Annotated in this window: 24 protein-coding genes and 1 CRISPR repeat array; of the genes, 10 read left to right on the top strand and 14 right to left on the bottom strand. The window is 63.5% G+C overall.

Annotation, left to right across the window (positions count from 1 at the left end; genetic code table 11):
* Window positions 1-58: 58 nt before the first annotated feature.
* A CRISPR array of direct repeats spans window positions 59-880; the repeat unit is 29 nt; unit sequence CCGATCCCCGCGGGAGCGGGGATTAACCG.
* A 50-nt stretch (window positions 881-930) separates the two neighbouring features.
* Together AC2VNO_RS00750 and AC2VNO_RS00745 are read right to left on the bottom strand one after the other, a co-directional pair.
* Entirely contained in the window at window positions 931-1,932 is a 1,002-nt protein-coding gene (locus AC2VNO_RS00750) for an aldo/keto reductase (RefSeq protein ID WP_486932353.1), read from the bottom strand.
* A 158-nt stretch (window positions 1,933-2,090) separates the two neighbouring features.
* Window positions 2,091-2,486 carry a DUF6746 family protein gene (locus AC2VNO_RS00745; protein ID WP_486932352.1) on the bottom strand — a complete coding sequence of 132 codons (396 nt, stop codon included), beginning with the start codon at window positions 2,484-2,486 and terminating at the stop codon, window positions 2,091-2,093.
* A 159-nt stretch (window positions 2,487-2,645) separates the two neighbouring features.
* Between AC2VNO_RS00745 and AC2VNO_RS00740 the strand changes: the two genes are divergently transcribed.
* Window positions 2,646-3,236, top strand: a complete 591-nt coding sequence (locus AC2VNO_RS00740) for a DUF4202 domain-containing protein (protein ID WP_228575825.1) — start codon at window positions 2,646-2,648, stop codon at window positions 3,234-3,236.
* A gap of 31 nt (window positions 3,237-3,267) precedes the next feature.
* Here the strand turns inward: AC2VNO_RS00740 and AC2VNO_RS00735 are convergent, their stop codons facing one another.
* Window positions 3,268-3,639 carry a DUF6746 family protein gene (locus tag AC2VNO_RS00735; protein WP_486932351.1) on the bottom strand — a complete coding sequence of 124 codons (372 nt, stop codon included), beginning with the start codon at window positions 3,637-3,639 and terminating at the stop codon, window positions 3,268-3,270.
* Between the two features lie 176 nt (window positions 3,640-3,815).
* Between AC2VNO_RS00735 and AC2VNO_RS00730 the strand changes: the two genes are divergently transcribed.
* Window positions 3,816-4,088 carry a hypothetical protein gene (locus AC2VNO_RS00730; RefSeq protein ID WP_486932350.1) on the top strand — a complete coding sequence of 91 codons (273 nt, stop codon included), beginning with the start codon at window positions 3,816-3,818 and terminating at the stop codon, window positions 4,086-4,088.
* Here AC2VNO_RS00730 and AC2VNO_RS00725 read toward each other — a convergent pair.
* Both AC2VNO_RS00725 and AC2VNO_RS00720 read right to left on the bottom strand, forming a co-directional pair.
* Entirely contained in the window at window positions 4,075-5,160 is a 1,086-nt protein-coding gene (locus AC2VNO_RS00725) for a C45 family autoproteolytic acyltransferase/hydrolase (RefSeq protein WP_486932349.1), read from the bottom strand. The two genes, AC2VNO_RS00730 and AC2VNO_RS00725, sit on opposite strands and share 14 nt — an antisense overlap.
* Window positions 5,157-5,915, bottom strand: a complete 759-nt coding sequence (locus AC2VNO_RS00720; protein WP_486932348.1) for a dienelactone hydrolase family protein — start codon at window positions 5,913-5,915, stop codon at window positions 5,157-5,159. Before AC2VNO_RS00720 ends, AC2VNO_RS00725 begins: the two co-directional genes overlap by 4 nt.
* Window positions 5,916-6,161: 246 nt before the next feature.
* Between AC2VNO_RS00720 and AC2VNO_RS00715 the strand changes: the two genes are divergently transcribed.
* Window positions 6,162-7,367, top strand: a complete 1,206-nt coding sequence (locus tag AC2VNO_RS00715) for an ABC transporter substrate-binding protein (protein WP_486932347.1) — start codon at window positions 6,162-6,164, stop codon at window positions 7,365-7,367.
* Between the two features lie 77 nt (window positions 7,368-7,444).
* On the opposite strand, the gene AC2VNO_RS00710 is transcribed toward AC2VNO_RS00715, so the two are convergent.
* From AC2VNO_RS00710 to typA, 9 genes are all read right to left on the bottom strand, one after another.
* Window positions 7,445-8,758, bottom strand: coding sequence for a branched-chain amino acid ABC transporter permease (locus AC2VNO_RS00710; RefSeq protein ID WP_486932346.1), 1,314 nt, complete (start codon window positions 8,756-8,758; stop codon window positions 7,445-7,447).
* Window positions 8,758-9,765, bottom strand: coding sequence for a branched-chain amino acid ABC transporter permease (locus tag AC2VNO_RS00705; RefSeq protein WP_486932345.1), 1,008 nt, complete (start codon window positions 9,763-9,765; stop codon window positions 8,758-8,760). The genes AC2VNO_RS00710 and AC2VNO_RS00705 overlap by 1 nt, the downstream gene beginning before the upstream one ends.
* 28 nt (window positions 9,766-9,793) lie before the next feature.
* Window positions 9,794-10,498, bottom strand: coding sequence for an ABC transporter ATP-binding protein (locus AC2VNO_RS00700; protein ID WP_486932344.1), 705 nt, complete (start codon window positions 10,496-10,498; stop codon window positions 9,794-9,796).
* Between the two features lie 88 nt (window positions 10,499-10,586).
* Entirely contained in the window at window positions 10,587-11,357 is a 771-nt protein-coding gene (locus AC2VNO_RS00695; RefSeq protein ID WP_486932343.1) for an ABC transporter ATP-binding protein, read from the bottom strand.
* 86 nt (window positions 11,358-11,443) lie between these two features.
* Window positions 11,444-12,889, bottom strand: a complete 1,446-nt coding sequence (locus AC2VNO_RS00690; protein ID WP_486932342.1) for a sodium-dependent transporter — start codon at window positions 12,887-12,889, stop codon at window positions 11,444-11,446.
* Between the two features lie 181 nt (window positions 12,890-13,070).
* Window positions 13,071-13,397, bottom strand: coding sequence for a hypothetical protein (locus AC2VNO_RS00685; RefSeq protein WP_486932341.1), 327 nt, complete (start codon window positions 13,395-13,397; stop codon window positions 13,071-13,073).
* Between the two features lie 119 nt (window positions 13,398-13,516).
* Window positions 13,517-14,788 (bottom strand): glutamate carboxypeptidase, encoded by a 1,272-nt coding sequence (locus tag AC2VNO_RS00680; RefSeq protein WP_486932340.1) that lies wholly within the window; start codon window positions 14,786-14,788, stop codon window positions 13,517-13,519.
* A gap of 129 nt (window positions 14,789-14,917) precedes the next feature.
* Window positions 14,918-16,444 (bottom strand): amidohydrolase family protein, encoded by a 1,527-nt coding sequence (locus AC2VNO_RS00675; protein ID WP_486932339.1) that lies wholly within the window; start codon window positions 16,442-16,444, stop codon window positions 14,918-14,920.
* 162 nt (window positions 16,445-16,606) lie between these two features.
* Window positions 16,607-18,454, bottom strand: a complete 1,848-nt coding sequence (typA, locus tag AC2VNO_RS00670) for a translational GTPase TypA (RefSeq protein WP_228575854.1) — start codon at window positions 18,452-18,454, stop codon at window positions 16,607-16,609.
* A gap of 339 nt (window positions 18,455-18,793) precedes the next feature.
* On the opposite strand from typA, the gene AC2VNO_RS00665 reads away from it, so the two are divergent.
* The 7 genes from AC2VNO_RS00665 to AC2VNO_RS00635 all read left to right on the top strand — a co-directional run.
* On the top strand, window positions 18,794-19,399 hold the full coding sequence (locus AC2VNO_RS00665) for a glycosyltransferase family protein (protein ID WP_486932338.1): 606 nt from the start codon (window positions 18,794-18,796) through the stop codon (window positions 19,397-19,399).
* A 465-nt stretch (window positions 19,400-19,864) separates the two neighbouring features.
* Window positions 19,865-21,271 carry a glutamate--ammonia ligase gene (gene glnA / locus AC2VNO_RS00660; protein WP_486932337.1) on the top strand — a complete coding sequence of 469 codons (1,407 nt, stop codon included), beginning with the start codon at window positions 19,865-19,867 and terminating at the stop codon, window positions 21,269-21,271.
* A 178-nt stretch (window positions 21,272-21,449) separates the two neighbouring features.
* Window positions 21,450-22,016, top strand: a complete 567-nt coding sequence (locus AC2VNO_RS00655) for a DUF4124 domain-containing protein (RefSeq protein WP_486932336.1) — start codon at window positions 21,450-21,452, stop codon at window positions 22,014-22,016.
* Between the two features lie 307 nt (window positions 22,017-22,323).
* Window positions 22,324-23,370: a nitrogen regulation protein NR(II) gene (gene glnL / locus AC2VNO_RS00650; protein ID WP_486932335.1), complete on the top strand. Its 1,047-nt coding sequence runs from the start codon at window positions 22,324-22,326 to the stop codon at window positions 23,368-23,370.
* A complete protein-coding gene (ntrC, locus tag AC2VNO_RS00645; RefSeq protein WP_486932334.1) occupies window positions 23,363-24,772 on the top strand; it encodes a nitrogen regulation protein NR(I) in 1,410 nt (469 codons plus the stop codon). Before glnL ends, ntrC begins: the two co-directional genes overlap by 8 nt.
* A gap of 183 nt (window positions 24,773-24,955) precedes the next feature.
* Window positions 24,956-26,125: a zinc-dependent alcohol dehydrogenase gene (locus tag AC2VNO_RS00640; RefSeq protein WP_228575865.1), complete on the top strand. Its 1,170-nt coding sequence runs from the start codon at window positions 24,956-24,958 to the stop codon at window positions 26,123-26,125.
* Between the two features lie 68 nt (window positions 26,126-26,193).
* A partial coding sequence (locus AC2VNO_RS00635; RefSeq protein ID WP_486932333.1) for a hypothetical protein occupies window positions 26,194-26,811 on the top strand: 618 nt, incomplete at its 3' end.

Genomic DNA, 26,811 nt, shown 5'->3' with positions numbered 1-26,811 from the left:
ATCCCCGCGGGAGCGGGGATTAACCGGTTGAGTACGAACGTCCAGCCGAGCTGATCGCCCGATCCCCGCGGGAGCGGGGATTAACCGAAAGCTGGTCTCTACAGCATTCCGCGCCACGCCCGATCCCCGCGGGAGCGGGGATTAACCGTCAGCCGTTGCGCATGGTTCAGGGCCGTCATCCCGATCCCCGCGGGAGCGGGGATTAACCGTCGGCCTCGAGCAGCTCCAGGGCAAACGGCGTCCGATCCCCGCGGGAGCGGGGATTAACCGCCGTATTGATCGACGCCATCAACGCCGGGGGCCCGATCCCCGCGGGAGCGGGGATTAACCGGTCGTCATCGACGGCAAACCGGTCATGGAGTGCCGATCCCCGCGGGAGCGGGGATTAACCGACGGGGCAGACATGAACGAACCCGACATCATCCCGATCCCCGCGGGAGCGGGGATTAACCGCTGCGGTCGATTACGGCTTTAGCAAAGAACAACCGATCCCCGCGGGAGCGGGGATAAACCGGTACTTCCTGGCCTCGTGCGCCGTCGTGGCGACCGATCCCCGCGGGAGCGGGGATAAACCGCCGGCCCACTCCAGGCTACTCGCTCCATCGCTCCGATCCCCGCGGGAGCGGGGATAAACCGAAACCGAACCAATGAGCGACCGCATCACAGCACCGATCCCCGCGGGAGCGGGGATAAACCGCTCGCCGCCGGCACTCGGGCGAACAAGCGCTACCGATCCCCGCGGGAGCGGGGATAAACCGGCGTTGTAGAGCGTCGAGGCATCCAGGTTGTCCCGATCCCCGCGGGAGCGGGGATAAACCGTCGTCTTTCGCGGCCACCTCGCTGATCGGGATCCGATCCCCGCGTGAGCGGGGAGTAACAACCTGTCCAGGGTGCAGCTCAATAATAGAGTCGCATCCAATGAGCCTATTACTACCCCCCAAACTCCTCCGTATCGATCTCCGCCTGTAGCGCTTCGCTGTAGCGGGCGCCGGCGACCTGTTCCGGCGTCAGTAGAGCAGTAAGCCGCTCCAGCGTGGCGGCGTCCAGGCGCAGGCTTTCCGCCGCGAGGTTTTCGCGCATGTGCGCGACGGAGCGGCTGCCGGGGATGGGGATCACGTCGTCGCCCTGCGCGGTGAGCCAGGCGAGGGCGAGCTGGCCGGTAGTCACTTCCTGCTCGCTGGCGATGGCCTGAAGTTTTTCCAGCTGGCGCAGGTTGCGCGGTAGGTTGTCGGCGCTGAAGCGTGGCATGCCGAGGCGCACGTCGTTCTCGGTGAGCTGAGTGGTGGCGGTTACGGCGCCGGCCAAAAAGCCGCGGCCCAGCGGGCTGAAGGCAACAAGCGCCGTGTTCGCTTCACGGCAGGCGTCGAGCAGGGCGATTTCGGGGTTGCGGGTCCACAGCGAGTATTCGGACTGCACCGCGGCAATGGGGTGCTCGGTCCTGGCGCGGCGCAGGGTGGCGGCGGAGATTTCGGAGAGCCCGATGGCGCGTATCTTGCCTTCTTCCACCAGTCGCGCCAGGGCGCCGACGCTCTCTTCGATGGGTACCTTGCGGTCCAACCGGTGCAGGTAGTAGAGGTCCAGGTGGTCGGTTCGCAGGCGCTTGAGGCTCGCCTCGCACTGGCGGCGAAGCGTTTCGGGGCGCCCATCGATTACTTTCTTGCCAAGGTCGGGGTCCATGGCCATGCCGCACTTGCTGGCCAGCAGTATTTCGTCGCGCTTGCCCGCCAGCGCCTTGCCTACCACTGTTTCGTTGGTGGTGGCGCCGTAAAGGGTGGCGGTATCGAAGTGGCGATAGCCCATCTCGAAGGCTTCTCCGAGGGCGCGTAGCGCTTCGGCCTCGGGTACCGGGTTGCCGTAGCCGTGGGAAAGGTTCATGCAGCCCAGGCCGATGGCGGGGGAGGCGACTTCTTTGAGGCGAGAGAAGAACGACATGCAGGCTCCGGGTCTGGGTGGGCTCTGTATCATGCCGAGGCCGGGGCTTTCCCCGCAAGGGGCGCATGCTGCCGTGCTGATCGCCTGAGGTTAAAAATCCCCGATGGCGCCTGCCCTCGGGGATTCGTCTCTCATGGCACGGTCAATCGACCTAGCCCTTACTGCATCAGGGTCTTGATACGATCCAGATACTCCTGGCCGCTCTCGCGAATGCGCTCCTGTTCCTGGCTCTCCGCCCCTTCGTTCACTTCCTGTACCTGCTCACGCATGATGCCGAGCTCTTCTTCGATCTTGACCAGGGCGTTATCGATGGTTTCGGTGAGCTGCTGGATAATGGCCATGTCGCCTTCGGTCAGCTCATCCTTGCTGAGCAGGACTTCGAGTAAGTCGTTACGTAGCTCCAGGGCATCGACCGCTTGCTTCAGCGTGTCGATGGGCTGACCTTGTGACTGTTCGAGCTGCTCGACGAGCTCATCTTCCTGTCTCTCTTCCTGGGCATGGGCAAGGCCCAGCGTGAGCAGGGCGGCGAGAAGGGTCACTGTGACGTATTTCATGGAATTACCTCTCCGTGGCGTATGATGGTATTTAATCAAGCTAGTTGAAATTCAGTGACTTACCACTTCGTCTCCATGACGTAGGTCAACGGATTCGTTTGTCGGCCGGATGTCCCGATGCGGTATGCTGTGGCCATAATGACTTGCAAGGATTAACCCATGTCAGATCAAACATCGTTCCAGCGCGCAATGGCCGAGCTGGATGCTCTGCATGCAGAGGACCCACGCCAGGTGGAAGCGGATGGTCGCGTCCTGCCTCATGAACTGTGGCATGCAGGACGCATGAGTGCCTGGCTGGAGCGCGTCGTCGAGGCCCCCGGCGAACTGGTGCAGATTGCGGTGCGCTCGCAGCATTTACAGCGCTGGCTGGTGCCGCGCAGCGAGTATCCGGAAGGGCGCGTGGGTTATCTCACCTGGCGCCGCGACCAGGGCAAGCGAGCCGGCGAAACCACGGCACAGGTAATGGAAGCGGCAGGCTATTCAGCCGAAGAGGCTGCCGAAGTCTCGCGGATGATCCGTAAGCAGGGCCTGGGCCGCGACCCCGGTACCCAAGCGGTGGAAGACTGCGCCTGTCTGGTTTTCCTCGAGAACTACTTCGCCGATTTTTCCAAGCAGGTGGAGCATGATCATCTGGTGCGTATCGTTCAGATGACCTGGAAGAAGATGTCGCCGCGTGCCCATGAGCTCGCGCTGCAGCTGCCCATGAGCGCTGAAGCGCGAACCGTGGTGGAAGAAGCGCTGGCCGGCTAGGTGTCGTGCCGAGCCGGTCGACGCTATACGGTCAGTGCGCCGGCGCCAGCGCCTGGGCGGCTTCGAGGTAGATGGCGCCGTTGCTGTTCACCCGTTCGAAATCGCCGGTTTCGGAGCCCAGATGCACCTCCTCCAGGGCCTCGGCCATGGCATTGACCTCCTCCTGAATTTTTTCCAGGGCGTTTTCCAAGGTGTAGGTCAGCTCGTGAATGGTGCCGAGGTCGGCGATGTCGAGCTCGTCCTGGGCGAGCAATTCGGCCAGCCGCTGGTTGTATTCTGAGAAATTTGCCATTGCCTGGTTCAGGGTCTCGGCGGGCTCCCCCTTGAAATGGGCGGGATTCGAGTCGGCGACGGCTGTCGCGGTAATCAGGCTGGCGAGCAGTGCAATTAGCAGGGTCTTCACGATGCCTCTCCATGGTGAGAATGAGAATTGATTTTTATCAGCGGAGGGATTGGGCGGCAACGGGGGAAAGCAATTGAGAATGATTTTTCTTTTTGTTAATTGACAGAGGTCAGGACCTCGCCTAGATTTGCGGATAATGATAATTGTTATCATTGAGGCCGCCAAGGGAGGTCGCCATGCCAAACCGTTTCAATGCCGCCGCTCGGAATAGCCGCCCTGCGCTGCAGATATTCGATGCCACCTCGGGTTCGGTGCGCTTGGCCCGGGAGTATCCGCGCCACGATTCCTATTACACGCAAGAAGAGCTGGAGCTGCTGCAGCTGAATCGTGAGGAGGCCCGGCACGATCTGTTCCGGCGTTCGTTTCTGCTCACTTCCGAGCGCTACCTGAAAAGTGAGCTGGCCGAGATCGTGCCTTGCGATCAGCTTGCGCGTTTCAAGCCAGTGTGACGCTAAGGCTGTCTTCGCTTTGGCAGGGCTTGCCGTGACGCAGGGTCAAGCGCCGTTCGCTCAGGTTCATGACCACCGAAAACAGGGTTTCCATGCGTTCTTCGGCGGGCTGTTCGGGGTTGAAGTGACGGCAGATCGAGAGCGGTGCCCCGTGATGGTCACTGAGTACGTCGAAGAGGCGCGCCTCGTCGAGCTCGGCATCGGCGGACAGTTCGTCATGAAGCAGGGCATCGAGGCGACACAGCCGCGGGTGGGAGTCGATGCGGGGAAAATCCTGTACCGGACAGGGCGTGCCCTCGGCGTAGAGATGGTTGGTATGGGTGACGATGCCGCTGCTTGGCGCGATGCGCCCCGGTTCGCCCGGCTGTACCTCTAGCCCAATGGCTTGGCCCCCCTCGTTGCCGATCTGAGCGCTGGCAAGCAGGAAATGCGCGGGCGAGCAGACCCGGTCGTGGGTCGCCACGGCGAGAGCGCTCTCCCAGTCGGGGCTCTCCAGGATCTTGCGCAGGGCGATGTGGATGGGCAGGCCGGCGCCGCAGGTTTGCGAGCGAATGGCATTGAGACACACGCCGATGCCCCGATCGTTCAGCCCCACCTTGCCCACCATGCCGGCCTCGCCGATGCTGATCAACCCAGGACTCTCGTCGCCCCGAATATGTAGTGCCACCACGTTGTCGAGCTGGTCGCTGCGCCAATCCCAGTTCTGTGCCAGCCACTGCCGGCCTCGACGCTGCAGAGAGAAGGCCGAGCAACCCCCGCTGGCCTGAGTCAGGGCGATTTCGCTGCGGCAGTTGAGCGTCAGAATGTCGATGAAGTCGACCCCGGCACCCCAGGCGATACCGTTCATCTCTTCGAGAATGGCGGGAAAACCTTGGGCGATCTGCGCCTCGAAATGGCATGCGCGGTCGCGTGCTTCTTTCCAGCGGATGCCCACGAAATCGTGGAACAGCCGCCCGTAGACGTCGATACCGTGCTGGATCAGGTCGCCATGAATGCGGCCGTGCTGGGCGCCGATCTCATGATGGCTGCCGCTCAGCTCGGTCAGGGCCAGGGGCCGGTAGTGCCGGGTCATAGCACCTCCGCGAGAAAGCGTTGGAAGGCTGCCCAGGACTTCTCGTCGGCGCGCTGCTGATAGCGGTCGTCGTCGAACACCGTAAAGCCGTGGGGAGCGCCGGAATAGACCTGGACCTCGTAGGTGGCCTCGATGGCTTCGAGTTCCTCGACCAGGGCGGCCACGTCTTCCATGGTGACACTGTTATCGGCACCGCCGTGGGCGATCAGCAGCGGCGGCACCTCTTCGGGCCACTCCTGGCCTTCCGGGGTGGCCACGCCGCCGTGGAAGCTGGTGTAGCCGACCACGTCATCGGCTTCGCCCGAACGGGCGATTTCCATGGCCACTGCGCCACCGAAGCAATATCCCATGATGACGACACTCTCGGCAGCGCCTTGCTCACGCGCCTCGGCCAACCCGGCCAGGGTCAGCTCACGCATGCGCTCGCGGTCGGAATAGAGAGCGCGGGTGGCTTCCTGTCGGGCTTCGGTGGTCTCGGGGCGATTGCCCTGGCCGAACAGGTCGACGGCAAAGGCGTCGTAGCCCAGCTCGGCCAGCATGTCGGCGCGCTGGCGTTCATAGTCATCCAGTCCGTTCCAGTCATGCACGATCAGCACCGTGCCGCTGGCGTCGCCGTGGGCGGCGGCGTAATAACCTTCGAACGTCTCATCGCCGATCTCATAGACCACTTGGCTGCCGGGAGCGGCGTAAGCGTGGGCCCCGCTGGCAAGGCCGAAGGCGGTCAGCAGCGCAAAAGGTAAGGAAGCAGGGCGCATGGAGGGCTCCTATTGTAAGGCTGGGGCGGGAAATTCAGTATAGGTGAAGGTCGCCGGACTGCGTCCCCCGTGTGCATGCTGTCTCGGGTTGATAGGCAGGCGCATCGCTGCGATGAAAACCAGAGACAAACGTTGGTATAGGGGGCTTGTGTTTTGCCTCGGAGGCTTCCAGATTTAGGGGGTGCCTATCCTTGGTAACCAGACGTAATCAACCAGGCGTAACCAACCAAAGTGAGAAGAACAACCATGAAGAAAAGCGTTCTAGCGATGGCAATCGCAGCGTCCGGCGTGGCATTCGCAGGCGCGGCGCAGGCGGAAGTGAAGATCGGCTTCATCGGCGGCTTTACCGGCCCCATCGAGAGCCTGACTCCCCCGATCTACGACGGTGCGCGGCTGGCGGTGCAACAGATCAACGACCAGGGCGGTATCCTCGGCGGCCAGACGCTGGTCATGCCTAACGCCGACACCACCTGTAGCGATGCCTCGGCGGCTTCCAACGCAGCGGACCGCATGGTCAATACCGAGAACGTCACAGCCATCGTCGGTGCGCTGTGTACCGGTGCCACCGTGGCCGCGGCCAACAGTGCTGCCATTCCCGGTGGGGTGGTAATGGTGTCTCCGGCTTCTACGGCGCCGGCGGTCACCGAGCTGGACGATAACGATCTGGTATTCCGTACCGTGCCTTCGGATGCCTACCAGGGCGAGATCCTGGCCAAGCTGATGCTCGACAAGGGCTTCGACGAGGTGGCGGTCACCTACGTCAACAACGATTACGGCCGTGGCCTGTCGGATGCCTTCAGTGAAGCCTTCGAAGCCGGCGGCGGTGTGGTCGCTGAAAATGTGGCTCACGAAGACGGCCGCGCCGACTACCGTTCCGAGCTGGGTTCGCTTTCCGCCAGCGGTGCCGAAACCCTGGTGGTGCTCGCCTATGCCGACGGCTCGGGCCAGACCATCCTGCGCCAGGCGTATGAAGGTGGCATGTTCACCCAGTACGCCGGTGCCGACGGCATGGTCGGTGCATCGCTGGTCGAAGCGGTGGGTGCGGATGTGCTCGAAGGCATGATCGCCACGCGCCCGGGCAGCCCTGAACTGCCGGGTACCGATATCTTCAGTGAAGCCGCCGAAGAAGCCGGCTTCGACCCCAGCGCGGTGTTCGCGGCCCAGGCCTACGATGCCGCCTTCCTGCTGGCCCTGGCCATCGAGCAAAACGGCAGCGCCGAGCGTGAAGGTCTCTCCGAGGCCCTGCGCAGCGTTTCCTCCGAGCCGGGCGAAGTGATCCTGCCGGGCGAATGGGAAAAGGCGGTGGAGCTGATCGCAGCCGGTACCGAGATCAACTACGAGGGCGCCTCCGGCACCCACGAGTTCGACGACAACGGCGACGTACCGGGCGTGGTAGTGGAAATGGTGGTGGAAGACGGCGCCTTCGTCAGCAAGGGGCTGGTCGACCTCTAAGCATCGCTTCGGTCTGACCGCAAACTGAAAGGCCTCGGCATTGCCGAGGCCTTTCTTATTGGACGAAGATTTCCTCTCTAACCGTGGTGTTTCACTTTTTCAGGGAGCAAGCCATTCGGTGCGAAGCGCAGCACCAGCGTGATGAGCAGACCGATCACGAACACCCGGGCCTGCAGTGCGCGGCTGTCCAGGTTGCCCGGCGGCTGCCAGCCGAACCAGCCCTCGCCGATGTACACGGCGCCCTGCATCAGGAACAGTGCCAGCGGTTCCGACATCAGCCAGATGATATACACCGCCACCGCGCCGAAGATGGTACCCAGGTTGTTGCCCGGCCCGCCCAGGATCACCATGACCAGCACCAGGAAGGTGTGATTGAGCGGCAGGTAGCCGTTGGGGTCGAACAGGCTGTTGAACGAAGCCAGAGCGCCCCCGCCGATGCCCATCAGGATACAGCCCAGGACGAAGATCTCCAGGCGGCGCCTGTTGATGTCCTTGCCCATGGCCGAAGCGGAGACTTCATTGTCGCGAATGGCGCGGATCATGCGGCCCCAAGGGGCGTGATAGGCCCGGTGCAGCAGGAAGAAGATCACCGCGATCATGGCCGCCGTGACCGAGAGGTAGAGCGCCCGGGCCAGGGTGAAGCCTAGCTCGCTGGGGCCCGGCGTGGGCCAAGGCAGCGGCGAGACCGTGGCGGTGCCGCGGGTGAGCCAGTCGGAGTTCTTGAGGAAGGCCTTGATGATCTCGGCGATGCCGAGGGTGGCGATGGCCAGGTAGTCGCTGCGCAGCCCCAAGCAGATATGGCCGATGAAGTAGCCGACGGCGCCGGCCAACGCCCCGCCGACTATCCAGCCGGTCCAGGCGGGCAGGCCGAAGCCGCCGATGAAGCCGGCGCGGGACTGGATCTCACCGGTCACGCTTCGCAGCATGCTGATCACTACCATATACAGCACCACGGCGAGAATGACGGCGATCACCGTACGCAGCTTCCTGGGCACGCCGATACGGTCGAGCTTGGAGGCGCCATACACCAGCACGGCGGCCGCCACGCCGTACAGCAACACCCGGCCCAGCTCGCCGGGCAGCTCGGTGCCCCAGAAGGCGTCGTTGACCGGTACGCTGAAGAGCATGGCGGAAAAGCCGCCCAGGGCAACGAAGCCCATCACACCGGCATTGAACTGACCGGCGTAGCCCCACTGGATAGTCAAGCCCAGGGCAAGGATGGCATAGCAGGAGGCTTCCACCAGCATGCGGGTGCTGTAAGCCGAGCCCATCATCATGTAGATGGTGAGGATCACCGCCAGCAGGGCGCCGAACAGAACGATTTCACGTAGCGGGAAACGTGCCGGGGCGGCAACGATGTCTTCTCGGCGTTCGGTACGTTGAGTGCTCATCAGATCACCTTACCCTTGAAGATGCCGGTGGGGCGCCACACCAGAATCGCCACCAGGATGAAGAAAGGCACCACGATCTTGTATTCGGTGCCGACTAAGGCGAGGTTGCGCGGTATCTCGATCCACTCTGGGAACAGGTGCTGGATCGGCCGCAGCATCACCGACCAGTTGAACACCGCCAGGGTTTCGGCGAAGCCCACCACGAAGCCTCCGGCGATGGCGCCGTAAGGGTGACCCACCCCGCCGACGATGGCGGCGGCAAAGATCGGCAGCAGCAGGAAGAAGCTCAGGTCGGGCTTGAAGGTTACGTCGAGCGACAGCAACGTGCCGGCGATCGCGGCCAGGCTACCGGCGATGACCCAGGTTACCGAGACGATGTAGTTGGTATTGATGCCCGAGGCCCGCGCCAGATCGGGGTTGTCGGACATGGCGCGCATTGCCTTGCCGAGGCGGGTGCGGTTGAGGAACAGGTGCAGCCCCACCACGCAGGCGATGGTCAGGATGAACAGGATGATCTGCGGCTCGGTGACGATGATGGGGCGGGTGGCCAGCTCGAACGGCACGTCGAGGCGGTAGATCTCCTTGCGCTCACCGGCCAGGTACATGTTCTGGGCGCTGGTGCCGGCAAACAGACGGATCAGGCCTTGCAGCATCAGGGTGACGCCCAGCGAGCCGATCACGATGACGATGGGCTTGACCCCGTGGGCGCGCAGCGGCTTGTAGAAGACCTTGTCGATGCCCACGGCAAGGGCGGCGGTGAGGATCATGGCCAGCGGCAGCATGACCACGGGGGTGGGCAGGCCCACCACGCCGCCTACGCCGGGGAAGGCCAGGGTCAGCAGCAGCACCATGAAGGCGCCGAATGTCATCATGTCGGCATGGGCGAAGTGGGCGAAGCGCATGATGCTGAAGACCAGCGTCACGCCGATGGCGCCTATGGCGTAGATCGAGCCGGTGACGCTGCCGGCGATGATCACGTTGTTGATGAAGAAAACCAGTTCGTTCACGACTTGCTCTCCAGTACGGGCTCCGGGCTCAACCGCCCAGGAAACTCTTGGCCACTTCCGGGTCGGCGAGCAGGGCTGCGCCGGTATCGGTGAAGCGATTCTTGCCGGCGGCGAGCACGAAGCCCTTGTCGGCGATGGCCAGGGCCTGCTTGGCGTTCTGCTCGACCATGAGGATGCCGACGCCGGCCGCATTGATCTCCTTCACGCGCTCGAAGATCTCGTTCATGTAGAGCGGTGACAGGCCGGCGGTGGGCTCGTCGAGCAGCAGCATCTCGGGTTCGGCCATCAGCGCTCGGCCCATGGCAACCATCTGCCGCTGTCCGCCGGAGAGCTCGCCGGCGGGCTGGTGGCGCTTGTCGTAAAGCGGGGGGAAGAATTCGTAGACCTGCTTGAGCATGCGCTTGACGTTGCCCGGCTTGAGGAAGGCGCCCATTTCCAGGTTCTCTTTCACGGAAAGACTGGGAAAGACGTTCTTCTCCTGGGGCACGAAGCCCATGCCCCGCTGGACCAGCTTGTTGGGCGGCAGGTTGTGGATCGGCTCGCCGCGCAGCAGGATTTCGCCCTGGCTGACGGTGAGCAGGCCGAAAATGGCCTTGAGCATGGTCGACTTGCCGGCCCCGTTGGGGCCGACGATCACGCCGATCTCGTCGGCTTCGACCGACATGTTCACCCCGTTGAGGATGTTCATGCCGCCGTAGCCGCCGTGCACGTCGCGTGCTTCGAGTAGTGGCATCTTGGAATCTCTGCGCTGTCGTTACTGTTCTTCTTGTCGGTTCATTCCGGCCGGGGCCGGCCGTTGCCGGCAAGGGTGCCGGCATGCCTCAGGCGACGTTGGAGCCGAAATAGGCCTCGATCACTTGGGGGTTGTTCTGAATTTCTTCGATGGTGCCCTCGACCATCACGCTGCCCTGGGCCAGCACGATGACCGGATCGCACAGCCGCGAGATCATCTCCATGTCGTGCTCGATGACCAGGAAGGTGTAGCCCATCTCGCGATTGAGTCGCTCGATGTTGCTCACCAGGTCACCCAGCAGGGTGCGGTTGACCCCGGCGGCGATCTCGTCGAGCAGAACCACCCGGGCATCGGTCATCATGGTACGCCCGAGCTCGAGCAGTTTTTTCTGGCCGCCAGAGAGGTTGCCGGCCAGCTCGTTGCGTACGTGGTGAAGGCCGATGAAGTCGATCACCTCGAGGGCGCGACGACGCACCTCGGCCTCCTCGCGGCGTACCGCTCCCGGCTTGAGCCAGGCGTCGAACAGGCTCTCTCCCGACTGCTTCGGCGGCACCATCATCAGGTTCTCCAGCGCCGTCATGTGGGAGAACTCATGGGCGATCTGGAAGGTGCGCAGCAGGCCCTTGTGGAACAGCTCGTTGGCGGGGCGGTTGGTGATGTCCTCGCCGTCGAGCAGGATCTGGCCGCTGTCGAGCGGAAGGGCGCCGGCAATGATGTTGAAAAGGGTCGACTTGCCGGCCCCGTTGGGACCGATCAAGCCTGTGATGGAGCCTTTCTCGACCTGGATCGAGCAATCATTGATGACCTTCAGGCCGCCAAAGGCCTTGTAGACGTGCCTGACGTCGATGATGGATGGCATGTTGGTTCCTGCACGTTTTTATAGCTTTGTTATGCACCCGGGCCCTGCGTATGGCGCGAGGCCGGGCGGCAACGTTTAGTGCGTCGTTACTGTTCCTGGCTGTTTTCCACCAGGAAGGTGCGGCCGGCGGCGAAGGCGCCGACGATCACCAGGGCGCCGATGGCCGGCACCAGATAGCCCTCTACCTGCGGCATGGTGCGCAGGAATACGAAGGCCACCGCGGCGGGTGCCACGAAGCGCACCAGAAAGCGCCACACGTTAAACCAGGTCTCGCTGGTGCGCATCTCCTTCATGACTTCGGAGTGGGTCAGCGCCCAGCCGGCGAACAGTGCAATGAGCAGTCCGCCCAGCGGCATGAAGATATTGGTCAGCAGCTCGATGAAGTCGAAGGCGCTGCGACCGAACAGGGCGTGGAAGGGGCTGGCCTCGGCCCAGGTGTTGAAGCTGACCACCGTGAGCAGGCCCAGCGCCCAGCTGGCCACCACCATGGCGAACACTGCCTGGGGGCGGGTGAGGTCGAAGCGTTCGACGAGGAAGGCGGCCACCGGCTCGATCAGCGAGATCGAGGAGCTGATGGCAGCCCCCAGCACGAGAATGAAGAACACCCCGCCGATAAGCGCACCGAAGGGCATTTCGGCGAAGGCCAGCGGCAGGGTGACGAACATCAGGCCGGGTCCGGCGCCCGCATCGAGCCCGGCGCCGAACACCAGCGAGAAGATCGCCAGGCCGGCCACCATGGCCACGGCGGTGTCGACGAAGGCCACGGCGAAGGCGGTGCGGCTGAGCGACACCTCGCTGGACATATAGGCGCCGTAGGCCATGATCGCGCCCATGCCGAGGCTCAGGGTGAAAAACGACTGCCCCATGGCCTGCAGCCAGCCTTCGAGGCTTAGGTCTGCCAGATTGAAGGTGAACAGGAAGCTGGCCGCGGCGGCGAAATCGCCGTTGGCGATACCATAGGCGAGCACCACCAGCAGGATCACGAACAGCGCCGGCATCATGATGCGCAGGCCGCTCTCGATGCCCTTGTGGATGCCCATACCGACGATCAGCCCCGAGGCGATGATGAACAGGGTGTGGTAGAGCGTGAGCAGGCCCGGCGAGGCCAGTAGCGCATCGAAGCCGGCTCCGATGGTGGCGGCGTCGGCGCCGACCAGCGAGCCGGTGAGCATCTGCCAGGTGTAGTGAATCGCCCAGCCGGCAATCACCGAGTAGAAGCTGAGGATCAGGAAGGCGGCGGCACCGCCCAGCCAGCCGATCGACTCCCAGGCCCGCGAGGTCTTGTGGGTGCGGGTGAGGAAGCGCATGCCCATGATCGGGCTTCTGCGGCTGGCACGGCCGAGCATGGTCTCGGCGATCAAGATGGGGATGCCGACGGCAAAAATGGTCAGGGCATAGACCAGAATGAAGGCTCCACCGCCGTTTTCGCCGGTCAGATAGGGGAAGCGCCACAGGTTGCCGAGTCCCACCGCCGAGCCGACGGCAGCCAGCAGGAAGGTGCCCTTGTGTGTCCAGACGTTGTGCGTACTCATGGTGTTTCCGAAAACTCGTCTTGTGGCCTTGTGAGCCCGCTTGGGTCGCTACCGCGGGCCGTTCGTTAGGGCCGCTCGGTGAGCGCGTACACTGTGCGACAGAACCACGCTTCGTGACCAGCGGTAAAGCGTTAAGGTTGCGTTGGGAGCGGCAGGTGACGGGGCCGCGGGATCATGGAAGTCACTGCGGCTCTTCGTCTTGCGCGTCGATGTCGGCCGGTCGCGATTCGAAGGCGCGACATTCGTCCGGCAGTCTCACCGTGTCGCCCAGGGCCAGCTTGCCCACCAGCTTGCGCCGCCGGCCGCTTTGCGGCTCGATCAGTGCGACCACTTGCCCGATACTGGTGCCGTTTACGTAGGCCTCGACCTTCACTCTGACCACCAGACCCTGGTAACGGGCCGAGAGGATGTCGCCCGGGCCGGGGTCGGAGTAACCGGCAGGCGTTCTTGCATGATGGCTCATGACGCTGTCGCCGCCGGGGGCGTCCCATTCTACATGCTTGTGCATACAGCCTCCTGCAATGATGTTTTCGATAGCCTAGTGAGAAGCGTAGCCGCTCAGGGACATGGGCAAGAAAAAGCCCACCATGTGGTGGGCATGCCCGGTGGGTGGCCACGGTGTCCCGCTCAGGGGGCTTCCTCGGCTAGCTCCATGATCAACCGTGTTGCCAAGTAAAGGCGTGGTACGATGCTATGCAGTTCGACGAATTCGTCGCTGCTGTGGTAGCGGCCACCCACCAGGCCCAGCGACTCGAGCACGGCAGGGCGCTCCGCATCGGGCTGATAGGCGTAGGCGGCATCGGTGCCACCACCGATTTCGACAGCCCCCAGCTCGAGGCCGAGCTCGGCGTAGATCGCCTTGGCCCTCTCGGCTAGTTCCTGGGTTTGCGCATTTTCGGGGAGCGGCGGGCGCCCGCGCTCCAGGCGGAATTCCACCTCAGTATCTTCGATCAGTCGGTTGGCGATGATCTCATTGGCCTCCTCGTCTACCCGCTCGTACTCATCGGCTTCGAAGTAGCGCATGTCGCCCTCGGCGCGGGCACGCTCGGGGATGATGTTGCGGGTGCCGCCACCCTCGACCACCGTCCAGTTGAGGGTCGTTTCCTTGTCGGGGTCGCCGAGTTCGTTGAGTTGCAGCAGTTGGTGGGCAAGCTCCATCACAGCGTTGCGCCCCTCTTCCGGGGCACTGCCGGCATGCGAGGCGCGCCCGGAAACTTCGAGGAAGGCATAGTTGATGCCCTTGGTCACGGTGGTGACCGTGTCCATGCCGTCCTCGCCCAGGGTCGGCTCGAAGACCAGCACCGCATCCTGTTCGGCGGCGAGCTGCGAAATGAGATCGCGCGAACCCAAAGAGCCTTGCTCTTCGTCGGGATTGAACACCACCGTCAGCGTGCCGTAACCGTCATATTCCAACTCATGCAGTATGTCCAGGCTGTGCAGGATGATCGCCACGCCGCCCTTGGCGTCGCCCACGCCGGGACCGAAGGCGCGACCATCCTCGGTGCGAAACGGCCGTTCTGCCGCGGTGCCCTCGCCGAATACGGTGTCGTAATGGATCATCAGCATGAGGTTGCGTTCGCCGCTGCCCTGAAGAGTACCGACCAGAGTATTGCCGCCGAGCTCCTCGGAGGGGTGGGTCTCGACCTCGGCACCGAGCTCGCGTAGCCGCTCGTCGAGGATCGCCTCGACCTCGGCCAGCCCCGGCTCATGAGTGGTACCCGAATCGATGTTGACCAGGGTTTCGAGCGTTTCGAGCAGCGGCGCTTCGTGGCGCTCAGCGGCATCGAGGACTGCCTGGTCGGCCTCCATCCCGAGAGGCTCGGCGCTCACGGTGGAGGCGGTGAATAGGGCGGCAAGGGCCGTGCCCAAGCAGAGTGGCTTCAGGGCGAGTCCATTCATGGCGGTTATCCTTTGTCGGGGGCAGGATCATGAAGGCGCCCGGCCTGTTCGGTTCGAAGCGCTTGAAACCAGTCTAGGGCAGGGGGCGCAGAGCGCAATTTCCTGTGCCGCGCCTGCCTGCATGTGCCTTCAGTCGAACATTCGACGGTCCACGCCGGCGGTTTCGAACAGGTAGTCCCGCGATGCGGTCAGCTCGTCGCGCAGCCGCGGGATGTCAGCCCCCTGCAGTTGGCCGCGCCATTTGCGAACGCGACCGGCAACCAGCACCGTTTCGACGTTGCTGCGCTCCATCAGGGTCACCACCGCGCCGGGCACGTTGTTGAGCGGCGCTACGTTGATCGCTTCGGCGTCGAGCAGGATGATGTCCGCCTCCTTGCCCGGGGTCAGCGAGCCTACCCGATGTTCCAGCTTCAGGCCCCTGGCGCCCCCCAGGGTGGCGTAGCGGATCACCTCGCGTGACGTCAGCAGTGCCGGCCGCTCTTCCTGGCCCTGCAGCGCCAGTTCGTTGACGAACATGCGCTGCAGCGTCAGCGTCGAGCGCATCTGGGTGAAGAAGTCGGCGGTCATGGTGCACTCCACGTCGCTGGAAAGCGAAGGCAGTATTCCCAGCTCCGATGTCTTCATCAGCGGCGGCGTGCCGTGGCGCATGGTCATCTCGATGGGTACTGCCAGCGATACGTGGGCCCCGGCATCGTGAACCGCCTGCCAGGCCATGTCGCTCATTCCCGTCATATGGATCAGGATGTGGTTTTCCTCGATCTTCCCGCTCGCCGCCAGCTCGTCGAAGGTCTCGGCCATGCCGAGACTGCCGACCACGTGATAGGCCAGCGGCAGGTCCAGCTCGTGGGCCAGCGCCCAGGCCGTCTCGTGGTCGGGCAGGTAGATCTCGCCGCCCATCACCATGGTCATCAGCCCATCGGCCGAGAGCCCTTCGCCGGTGGCGAAGTACTGCTCGCGTATGCGCCGCGCATCCTGCGGGTACTGGGCATCCTCGCCCTGGCCTTCGAAGTAGCCGAAGACGCTGCGACGAACGCTGTCGCGCAAGGCCTCGATGGCGGCATCGGAGTGCTCGGGGCTGTGATGGATCTGGCTGGTGTCCATCACCGTGGTCACCCCGGCGTCGAGCTGACTGAGCGAGCCGAACAGCTCGTTGATGTAGACGTCCTCGGGACGATATACCGGCGCCAGCTTGCCGAGGATGTGATCCATGTAGTTGGTCGAGCCTTCCGGCGTGCCGTCGTCGAACATGATGCCGTCGGCGAGGAAGCTGCGCAGGGCCGTTTCGAACAGGTGGTGATGAGTGTCGATGAATCCCGGCATGACGATGCGGCCCGCGGCATCGATCACCTCGGCATCGCCTGCGTCCAGTTCTGGGCCGACGGCGACGATGCGGCTGCCTTCGATCAGCACGTCGCCGCGCTCGAAGTCACCCACGCTGTCATCCATGGAGAGTACGTGGCCGCCACGGATCAGCACACGTCGCCCGGCCTCGCCGCTGTGCGCCGGCATGCCGCTGCGGGCTTCGTCGGCGTGGGTGGAGGCGCTGGCGGAAGCGAGCAGGCCGCCGCCCGCCATGGCGCCGGCTCCCGCCGCCAGGGTGCCTTTGAGAAAGTCGCGGCGTGTCGCGCCAGCGCGCGCTTTGCAGAGCTTGCACATCGTCTCGTTTCACTCCCGAAGTCGCTTGCAGTCAAACTCAACCTAGGTTCTGGCAGCGCGAAATGCCAAGAATCGGACCTGCAAGAGCGAAGCGGCAGCGTGGTGAGCCCAAAAAAAACCGGCGCCAGGGGGCTGGCGCCGGTTCGTGTCCGCGGGGGCGGGTTACTTCTTGGAGCGCTTGCGCTCGTGCTCCTTGAGGAACTTCTTGCGCAGGCGTATGTGGTTGGGCGTGACTTCCACCAGTTCGTCGGAGTCGAGGAACTCGATGGCCTGCTCCAGGCTGAACTTCACCGGCGGGGTCAGTACGATGTTCTCGTCGTTGCCCGAGGCGCGCATGTTGTCGAGCTTCTTGCCCTTGGTGGGGTTGACCACCAGATCGTTGGCACGGTTGTGGATACCCACCAGCATGCCTTCATAGACCTCGGTGCCGTGGTCGATGATCAGCTTGCCGCGCTCCTGCAGCGCATAAAGCGCATAGGCCAGCGCCTTGCCGTCGACCATCGAAACCAGTACGCCGTTGCGACGCTCGATGCCGGCGTCGGGCTTGAGCGCACCGTAGTGGTCGAAGCGGCTGGTGAGGATGCCGGTGCCCGAGGTCAGGGTCAGGAACTGACCGCGGAAGCCGATCAGGCCACGCGCCGGGATGATGAAGTCCAGGCGCACGCGGCCCTTGCCGTCGGGGTTCATGTTGGTCAGCTCGCCCTTGCGGTAGCCGAGCTCCTCCATGATGGCACCCTGATGCTGCTCCTCGCAGTCGATGATCACCTCTTCGTACGGCTCCTGCTTGATGCCGTCGATCTCCTTGATGATCACCTCGGGGCGGCCCACCGCCAGCTCGAAGCCTTCGCGGCGCATGGTTTCGATCAGCACCGAGAGGTGCAGCTCGCCGCGGCCGGAAACCTTGAACTTCTCGGGGCTTTCGCCCTGCTCGACCCGCAGCGCCACGTTGTGGATCAGCTCCTGGTCGAGACGATCCTTGATGTTGCGGCTGGTGACGTACTTGCCGTCACGGCCGGCGAAGGGCGAGTCGTTGACCTGGAAGGTCATGGAGACCGTGGGCTCGTCCACCGACAGCGGCGGCAGCGCCTCGACGGCGGCCGGGTCGCACAGGGTGTCGGAAATCGAGAGCTCGTCGACCCCGGTGATGCAGACGATGTCGCCGGCGGTGGCCAGCTCGGTCTGCACGCGCTCGAGACCCATGTGGGTCATCACCTGGCCGACCTTGCCCTTGCGGGTATTGCCGTCGGTGCCGATCACCACGATCTGCTGGTTGGGTTTCACCGAGCCACGCTTGATGCGACCCAGGCCGATGACGCCCACGTAGCTGGAGTAGTCCAGCGCCGAGATCTGCATCTGGAACGGTCCGTCGAGTTCGACGGCCGGCGGCTCGACGATGTCGACGATGGCCTGGAACATCGGCGTCATGTCCTCGGCCAGCGCTTCCGGATCCATCCCGGCAATACCGTTGAGGGCCGAGCAGTAGATGATCGGGAAGTCGAGCTGCTCGTCGCTGGCGCCGAGGTTGTCGAACAGATCGAAGATCTGGTCGATGACCCAGTCGGGGCGGGCGCCGGGGCGGTCGATCTTGTTGACCACCACGATCGGCCTGAGGCCCTGGGCGAATGCCTTCTGGGTCACGAAGCGGGTCTGCGGCATGGGGCCGTCGACGGCGTCCACCAGCAGCAGCACCGAATCCACCATCGACATCACGCGCTCCACTTCGCCGCCGAAGTCGGCGTGTCCAGGGGTGTCGACGATGTTGATGTGGTAGTCGCGGCCATTGCCGTCCTGCCAACGAATCGCGGTGTTCTTGGCCAGGATGGTGATGCCGCGCTCTTTTTCCTGGTCATTGGAGTCCATGACCCGCTCCTGCCCTTCGGCCTTGCGATCGAGCGTGCCGGACTGGCTCAGGAGCTTGTCGACCAAGGTGGTCTTGCCGTGGTCGACGTGAGCGATGATGGCAATATTGCGCAGACTCTCGATACGAGAGGGGGTTACAGCTGTGTTCATAAGGTGTGACTCATCAACGGGAACGCACCTATGTACACATCGAAAGGACGTACCCTAGGCGCGGGGTAGGGGGGTGGTGGCGCATTGTACAGATATCGGTGGTTGGGGAATAGCACAACCTGGCGATATGGCGCGTATCAGGCCTGTGTACCGGCATGCTCCCATGCACAAGGCGCGGACGGAATGATGCTTGGCTCGGTGACGACTGGGCTGTGCGTATGACGATGAGGTGGGGAAAATGAGCGAAAGTGCACGTAGATACTTTTGTACACTTATCAACACACTGGGTAACTCACCCTATCGCTGAGAGGTTCACCCCCGTCCTCTGGAGTCTGCTCGATGCCCTTAGCCAGCGTCTTCATCGATGCCCGGTCCGCAGGTGCGAAGTTGCCGCGCCACCTGGTCACTGTCGAACAAGCGGCGAGCAAATGGAAGGGCAGCCATGAAGTGCTGCTGGTGGACGATACCGGAGATCGGCGTCTTCCGCCCTTGGCCCATCGGCACCAGGCACGATTGCTGTCGACCACTTCTCCCCTGCTGGGAAGTCGACTCAACGCTGCCGTCGCTGCCAGCCAGGGTGAACGCTTGCTGTTTCCCGGAACGCTGACCCGCGATGAGCTGGTGTGGTTGGGTGAAAGCCTGTCGGCTGACGAGCGGGGCCTCCTCTGTGATGCGGCCGTCATGCGACGCAAACGCCGGGGGCGGCTACAGCGCTGGTGGAGCTGGCTCACACGTGCCACCACTCGGGATACCTTCTGGGTGGCGCGGGATTGGTTCGAGCGTATCGGCGGCTTCGACCCGCAGCTCGACAGCGAAGCGCTGAGCGACCTGCTCGAGCGGTTGCGAGCATGTGGTGCGAATGTCTGCTACTCGGGCAATGCCGGGGCAGAACGCAAAACACTGTGCCCACCGCAAGGTGGGCACAGTCGAGTTGGCAGGGAGTAACCGCCAGGCTCAATCGTCTTCGGGTACGCCACCCATCCGCTCGAGCAGCTGAGCACCGGCAGGTATTCCACTCATTTGGCTCATGAAGAACCTTCGGGAGCGTGTCAGGGCTGACCCCAAGGGCAGGTCTTGATGTCCTATTTTGGTGCAAATTTAAAATATGTGTTCTTTCATGGTGCACGAATTGCCTCTCGATGGCGCAGATACGCTGCGTAATAAATTTCCGCAACAGCGTGGTGCACTCGGATTATTGGCTATTGTCTTTTGAATACAGCAACCTGGGAGTATTGAGGGCGTTGATGGTGCAAATTGGCACGCTACCTGCATTAGGTTGGCCAGCGCCATGTTCGTGCATGGTGAACGTGGGCAGTCGAGTTGCCTACGTGCTACAACACATGCTGGAACGAACCAGCGCAGTGGACTTCAGCCAAACGAATCGAGCCACAGCTCTAACGGAGGACACCAATGTCAGCCAAGACTCTCGCCCTGATCGAAGAACATGATGTGAAGTGGGTAGACCTGCGTTTCACCGATACGCGGGGCAAGGAACAGCACGTCACCATTCCCGCCCGTGACGTGAACGAGGAGTTCTTCGAGAACGGCCAGATGTTCGACGGCTCCTCCATCCATGGCTGGAAGGGCATCAACGAGTCGGACATGATCCTGCGTCCGGAAGACGGTACCGCTTTCCTCGACCCGTTCACCGAAGATGCCACCCTGGTGGTGCGTTGCGACATCATCGAGCCGGCCACCATGCAGGGCTATGAGCGCGATCCGCGCTCCATCGCCAAGCGTGCCGAGGCCTACCTGCAGTCTACCGGCCTGGGCGATACCGCCTTCTTCGGCCCGGAGCCCGAATTCTTCATCTTCGACGAGGTGCATTGGAAGGCCGATATCGAAGGCGCCATGTACAAGATCACCTCCGAAGAGGGTGCCTGGTCTACCGACCGTCAGGTCGAAGGCGGCAACCTGGCGCACCGTCCGCGCGTCAAGGGCGGCTACTTCCCGGTTCCCCCGGTCGACAGCTTCCACGATATTCGCGGCGCGATGTGCAACACCCTGGAAGCCATTGGCCAGACCGTCGAAGTGCACCACCACGAGGTCGCCAACGCCGGCCAGAACGAGATCGGCGTCAAGTTCAACACCCTGGTGAAGAAGGCCGACGAAGTTCAGGAAATGAAGTACGTGATCCACAACGTGGCTCACGCTTACGGCAAGACCGCTACCTTCATGCCCAAGCCGCTGGTCGGCGACAACGGCAGCGGAATGCACGTGCACCAGTCCTTCTGGAAGGACGGTCAGAACCAGTTCGCCGGCGACCAGTACGCCGGTCTGTCCGAAATGGCGCTCTACTACATCGGCGGCATCATCAAGCACGCCCGTGCTCTGAACGCTTTCACCAACGCTTCCACCAACTCCTACAAGCGTCTGGTGCCGGGCTTCGAGGCGCCGGTCATGCTGGCCTACAGCGCCCGTAACCGCTCTGCGTCCATCCGCATTCCGTACACCGCGAGCCCGAAGGGCAAGCGTGTCGAGGCTCGCTTCCCCGACCCGACCGCCAACCCCTACCTGGCCTTCGCCGCCATGCTGATGGCCGGTATCGACGGCATCAAGAACAAGATCCACCCCGGCGATGCCATGGACAAGAACCTCTATGACCTGCCGCCGGAAGAGGGCAAGCTGGTGCCGACCGTCGCCAGCAGCCTGGATCAGGCGCTCGAGGCGCTGGACGCTGACCGTGCGTTCCTCACCGAAGGCGGCGTGTTCACCGACGATATGATCGATGCCTACATCGAGCTGAAGATGGAAGACGTCGAGCGTATCCGCATGACCACGCACCCGATCGAGTTCGACATGTACTACAGCTGCTGATATCGCAGCCTGGACGGCTGGACGAGCTTGCCTCGCCAGCCGGCACCAGCAAGGGGCTCCGCATCGCGGCGCCCCTTTTTTGTCGTACACTGGAGCGGAACGTTAGGTTACCTTTTGCCGACTCCGACAGGCCCGGCCTCGGCTGGCCGTTGCGATACAACGCTCGAGGGATGTGCCCATGCTCAAGCCGATCGTGTCTTGCCTGCTGGGGCTATTGGTGGCGCATTCGGCACTGGCCACGACCATCTATCGCACCACCGATGCCCAGGGCAACGTAGTCTTCACCGATGATCCCAACCGTGGCGGCGAGCCGGTCGAACTGTCACCGCTGACCGTCATCCCCGCGCAGGTCGGGGGGCGTCAGGCCGAGCCGCCTCGGGTCGAGGGCGCCGCCCCGCGCGCGAGCCAGCGACCGGGCCAGCCCTTCATGCCCTACGATGCCTTTCGCATTCGTTCGCCGGCGCATGGGGGCGACCTCCCCGCCAGTCATGCAGGAAACCTGCAGGTGGAGCTCGCCATCGAGCCCGAGCTGCGCCCCGACCACCGCGTGCGGCTGTTGATCGACGGCCAGGTCAGTCAAACCGCCATGCATACCCGAGTCTTCATGCTGACCAACCTTCCCCGTGGCGACTACGTGCTCCAGGCTGAGCTGCTCGATTCTCAAGGTCAGGTAAGGCACCGTACGACGCCGGTAAGTCTTCATGTGCAGCGAGCCAATGGCGTACTGCCCCAGGGAGGTAGCTGAGCGCTCTCTGCTCCGTTTCGTGCAGCTCATAGATCCCATGCCTGCATGGGGTGCCGTCATGCACCATGAAGGGTGGTGGCGATGCTGCCCAGGGTGGCGTTATGCTTTCTGTTGCACTGATATGGTGCATTAGCGGCAGCGGGATACGCCCCGAAACGGCGCCACGCCGCGCCGTTTCGGGTTGGCGCACTTCTTGCTTGGTATGTTCAGCCCCGGGGTAGCACAGTCGCGGCGTAGTTGGCGCATGCGCCAACAAGAGGCAAGTGCCGCGCACAGCTCCCATGCATTCACCAAGGGAAGGTCGTAAATGTACCGACGCCTGATGGAACATCTCACCACGGCGGTGCTGTTGCTGGATCAGGAGCTGCGGTTGAGCTGGATGAATCCGGCGGCCGAAGCCCTGCTGGCGGTCAGTCTGGGTCGGGTCAAGGGGCTCGGTTTGGCGGCCTTGCTTGCTGAAGACGACGGCATGGGTGAGGTGTTGGCCAAGGCGCGTGACGAACAGCACCCCTTCACCCAGCGCGAGGTGCGCCTGGCGCTGCTGGGTGGTGCGACGACCACCATCGACTATACGGTCACGCCGCTCTCCACCGAGGAGCTGCTGGTGGAAATGGAGCCCCGCGACCGGCTGCTGCGCATCTCCCGCGAGGAGGCCCTGCTCAATCGGCAGGAAGCGATCAAGGTGCTGTCGCGCGGCCTGGCACATGAAGTGAAGAATCCGCTCGGTGGGATCCGCGGCGCTGCACAACTGCTGGAGCGTGATCTGGACGACCCTGCCTTGCAGGAGTTCACTCGTATCATCGTCGAGGAAGTCGACCGGCTGCGTGACCTGGTCGATAGCATGCTCGGCCCCAACAAGCTGGTACGGCACGAGCCGCTCAATATTCACAAGGTGCTGGAGCGCGTCCGTACCCTGCTCATTGCTGAGACGCCCACCGTGACCGTCGAGCGCGATTACGATCCCAGCTTGCCCGACTTCCCCGGTGACGAGGCTCAGATGATTCAGGCGGTGCTCAACGTGGCGCGTAATGCCGTGGAAGCCATGACCGGCGCCGAAACCGCAGCGCCGAGCTTGCTGATGCGCACACGAGCGCGTCGCCAGTTCACCCTGGGCGCCGAGCGCCATCGCCTTGTCTGCGAGGTGGCGCTGATCGACAACGGCCCCGGCGTTCCCGAGAGCCTGCAGGAAACCCTTTTCTATCCCATGGTATCGGGGCGTGCCGACGGCAGTGGACTGGGACTGTCCATTGCCCAGGGCATTCTGCATCAGCACCAGGGCCTTATCGAGTGCGATTCCCGCCCCGGTCATACCGAATTCCGTCTGCTTATTCCATTGGAGAGGCGCCATGACTGATGTCGCACGTGTCGCGGTGGTCGATGATGACCGCGCCATTCGCTGGGTGCTGGAGCGCGCCCTGGCTCAGCCCGATCTCGACGTCGAATGTATCGACCGGGCCGACGTGGCGTTAAGCCGTCTTCTCGACGATCCTCCCGATGTACTGGTCACCGACATTCGGATGCCGGGGATCGACGGCCTCGACCTGATGTCACGCGTCAGGGAAGTGCATCCCGACTTGCCGGTCATCGTGATGACCGCCCACTCCGACCTCGACAGCGCCGTGGCCTCCTATCAGGGCGGCGCCTTCGAATATCTGCCCAAGCCGTTCGACGTCGACGAGGCGCTGGCCCTGGTGCGTCGCGCCGTGGCCCATGCCCGCGAGCGCAAGCGCCCGGTCAGCGTGCCCGAGGGGCTGGACGCCGAGATCATCGGCGAGGCGCCGGCCATGCAGGAGGTCTTTCGGGCCATCGGTCGCCTGTCGCACTCGCACATCACGGTACTCATCAATGGCGAGTCGGGTACCGGCAAGGAGCGCGTTGCGCGTGCCCTGCACCAGCACAGTCCGCGGGGCATTCAGCCGTTCATTGCCCTGAACATGGCGGCGATTCCCCGTGATCTGATCGAGTCCGAGCTGTTCGGGCACGAGAAGGGGGCCTTTACCGGGGCCACGGCGAGCCGGCAGGGGCGATTCGAGCAGGCCAACGGCGGCACGCTGTTTCTCGACGAGATCGGCGACATGCCCGCCGAGACCCAGACGCGTCTGCTGCGCGTACTGGCAGACGGCGAGTTCTATCGGGTCGGCGGACATACACCGGTGAAGGTGGATGTGCGGATCATCGCTGCAACCCACCAGAACCTGGAGCGCCTGGTGGAGGACGGCCGTTTTCGCGAAGACTTGTTCCATCGCCTCAATGTGATTCGCGTTCACTTGCCCAGGCTTGCCGAGCGTCGCGAGGACATTCCCCGCTTGGCGCGCCACTTCCTGGCCGAGGCGGCCAAGGAGCTCTCCACCGACGTCAAGGTGCTGACCAAGGACGCCGAGGCCCATCTGACCCGGTTGCCCTGGCCGGGGAACGTGCGCCAATTGGAGAACACGTGCCGCTGGCTGACGGTCATGGCTTCGGGGCGCGAGATTCTGGTCGAGGATCTGCCGCCGGAGCTGCGCCAGGGTGAAGGCGGCGAAGTGACCAACGGCGACTGGCGTGCCGCCTTCCGTGACTGGGCCGACCGGGCCCTGGCGGCGGGCCATACCCATTTGCTGGAGGAAGCCGTGCCGGACTTCGAGCGTATCCTCATCGAGACCGCGCTCAAGCATACCGGCGGGCGCAAGGGAGAGGCGGCCGAGCTGCTGGGCTGGGGCCGCAATACCCTTACACGCAAGCTCAAGACGCTGTTGCCCTCACTGGCGGAGGATTGACACACCAGGCGGTGACTCTTCTCTCGACCGCTCCGCTTCGGTAGCGCTGCACACGCTGCTGGGCCCAGCCGAGCGGTGTGGATAAGGTCCGTTACCCAGCCACTCAACTCCCTTACCGGGCGCTTCACTCGGTTGAACTATGGTGGTTAGAGAGCCTTCGTTCGGACAACAGGGAGAGAGTCCATGAAAGCGCTGTGTTGGCATGGCAAGAATGATATCCGCTACGAGACGGTGCCCGACCCCAAGATCGAGCACCCTCGTGACGCCATCATCAATGTGAGCAGCTGCGCCATTTGCGGCTCCGACCTCCACCTGTTCCACCACTTCATCCCCGCCATGGAATCGGGCGATGTGGTGGGTCATGAATTCATGGGTGAGGTGATGGAAGTCGGTTCCGATACGCGAGACCTCAAGGTCGGCGATCGGGTCGTCGTCCCCTTCACCATTACCTGCGGCGAATGCGATCAGTGTCGGCGCGGAAATTTCTCCGTGTGTGAGCGCTCCAACCGCAACAAGGCGCTGGCCGACAAGGTATTCGGTCACGCCGGTGCCGGCCTGTTCGGCTACTCGCACCTCACTGGCGGCTATGCCGGAGGTCAGGCGGAATACGTCAGAGTTCCCTTTGCCGACAATACCCATATAAAGGTCCCTGACAGTCTCACCGACGAACAGGTCCTCTTCCTTGGCGACATATTCCCCACCGGCTGGCAGGCCGCGGTGCAGTGCGACATCGAGCCCACCGATACGGTGGCCATCTGGGGCGCCGGCCCGGTCGGTCAGTTCTGCGTGCGCAGTGCCGTACTGCTGGGTGCCAAGCAGGTGGTAATGATCGACAACGTGCCCGAGCGCCTGGCCATGGCCGAGGCTGGTGGAGCCATCGCGATCAACTTCGATGAAGAGAGTGTGCTCTCGCGCCTGCAGGAACTTACCCAGGGTAAAGGGCCGGAGAAATGTATCGACGCCGTAGGGCTTGAGTCCCACGTGCCGCGCTCGCTCGATTCCGTTTACGACCGATTCAAACAGGCGATGATGCTGGAGAGCGATCGCGCGCACGTGCTGCGCGAGATGATCTATGTCTGTCGTCCGGCGGGCATTCTCTCGATTCCCGGGGTGTATGGCGGCTTGATCGACAAGGTGCCCATGGGGCCGCTGATGAACAAGGGCCTGACCGTGCGGACCGGGCAAACCCACGTCAAACGCTGGACCGATGATCTGCTGCGCTTGATCGAGGAGGGCCAGATCGACCCTTCCTTCGTGGTGACGCACAGCGCTGGGCTCGAGCAGGGCCCTGAAATGTACAACACCTTTCGCGACAAGCAGGACGGCTGTGTGAAGGTGGTACTCAAGCCCTGACCGACTCGCGCCAGGAAGCAGCAAACCGACATGGAGGTGAATACATGAGTCTCGATCGGAATAGTTCATTGCAACCAAGCGACCAGCTGGCGCGTGGACTCGGCTGGATCGGCATCGGGCTGGGCCTCTACCAGCTGCTGGCACCGCGCAGCGTGACGCGTGCGCTGGGTGTCGAGGGGGCGGAAGCCATCGTGCGCATCTGCGGGGCACGCGGCGTTGCCACTGGTATCGGGGCGCTGACCGTCAATCCCAAACCGGCGCTATGGGTGCGCACTGCAGGCGATGCTCTTGATCTGGCGGCGCTGTTGGCCCTCTTGGCCGACCGCGATCATCCCAGGCGGGGCAGCGTGAAACTAGCCCTGGTGGCCGTGGGAGCGAGTACGGCCGTGAGCCTTTATTGCGCCCAGGACCAGACTCGGCGTCACGCTTACCAAGCCGGACGGACCCCGGATTACAGCGGACGCAGTGGTTTTCCTCAGGGCGTGGAGCGCGCCCGAGGCGCGGCGGCTGGCGGTGGTCTGCCCACCCGCCCCGCTGCACTGCCCTCGTCGGCAAGTTCGGCGGGATCGCGGCTACCAGGGTCCGCGGCGGGCCCGGCGCGCCGCGCTACCAAGGGCAGCCGCTTCGACTACTGTGTCGGGGCCGCGCGCGGAAGCAAGCAGGCCGCACCTACCGGGTGGGCTGTT

This window comes from Halomonas sp. TH-94 (assembly GCF_057473365.1).
This window is presented reverse-complemented; position numbering and strand designations above follow the sequence as displayed.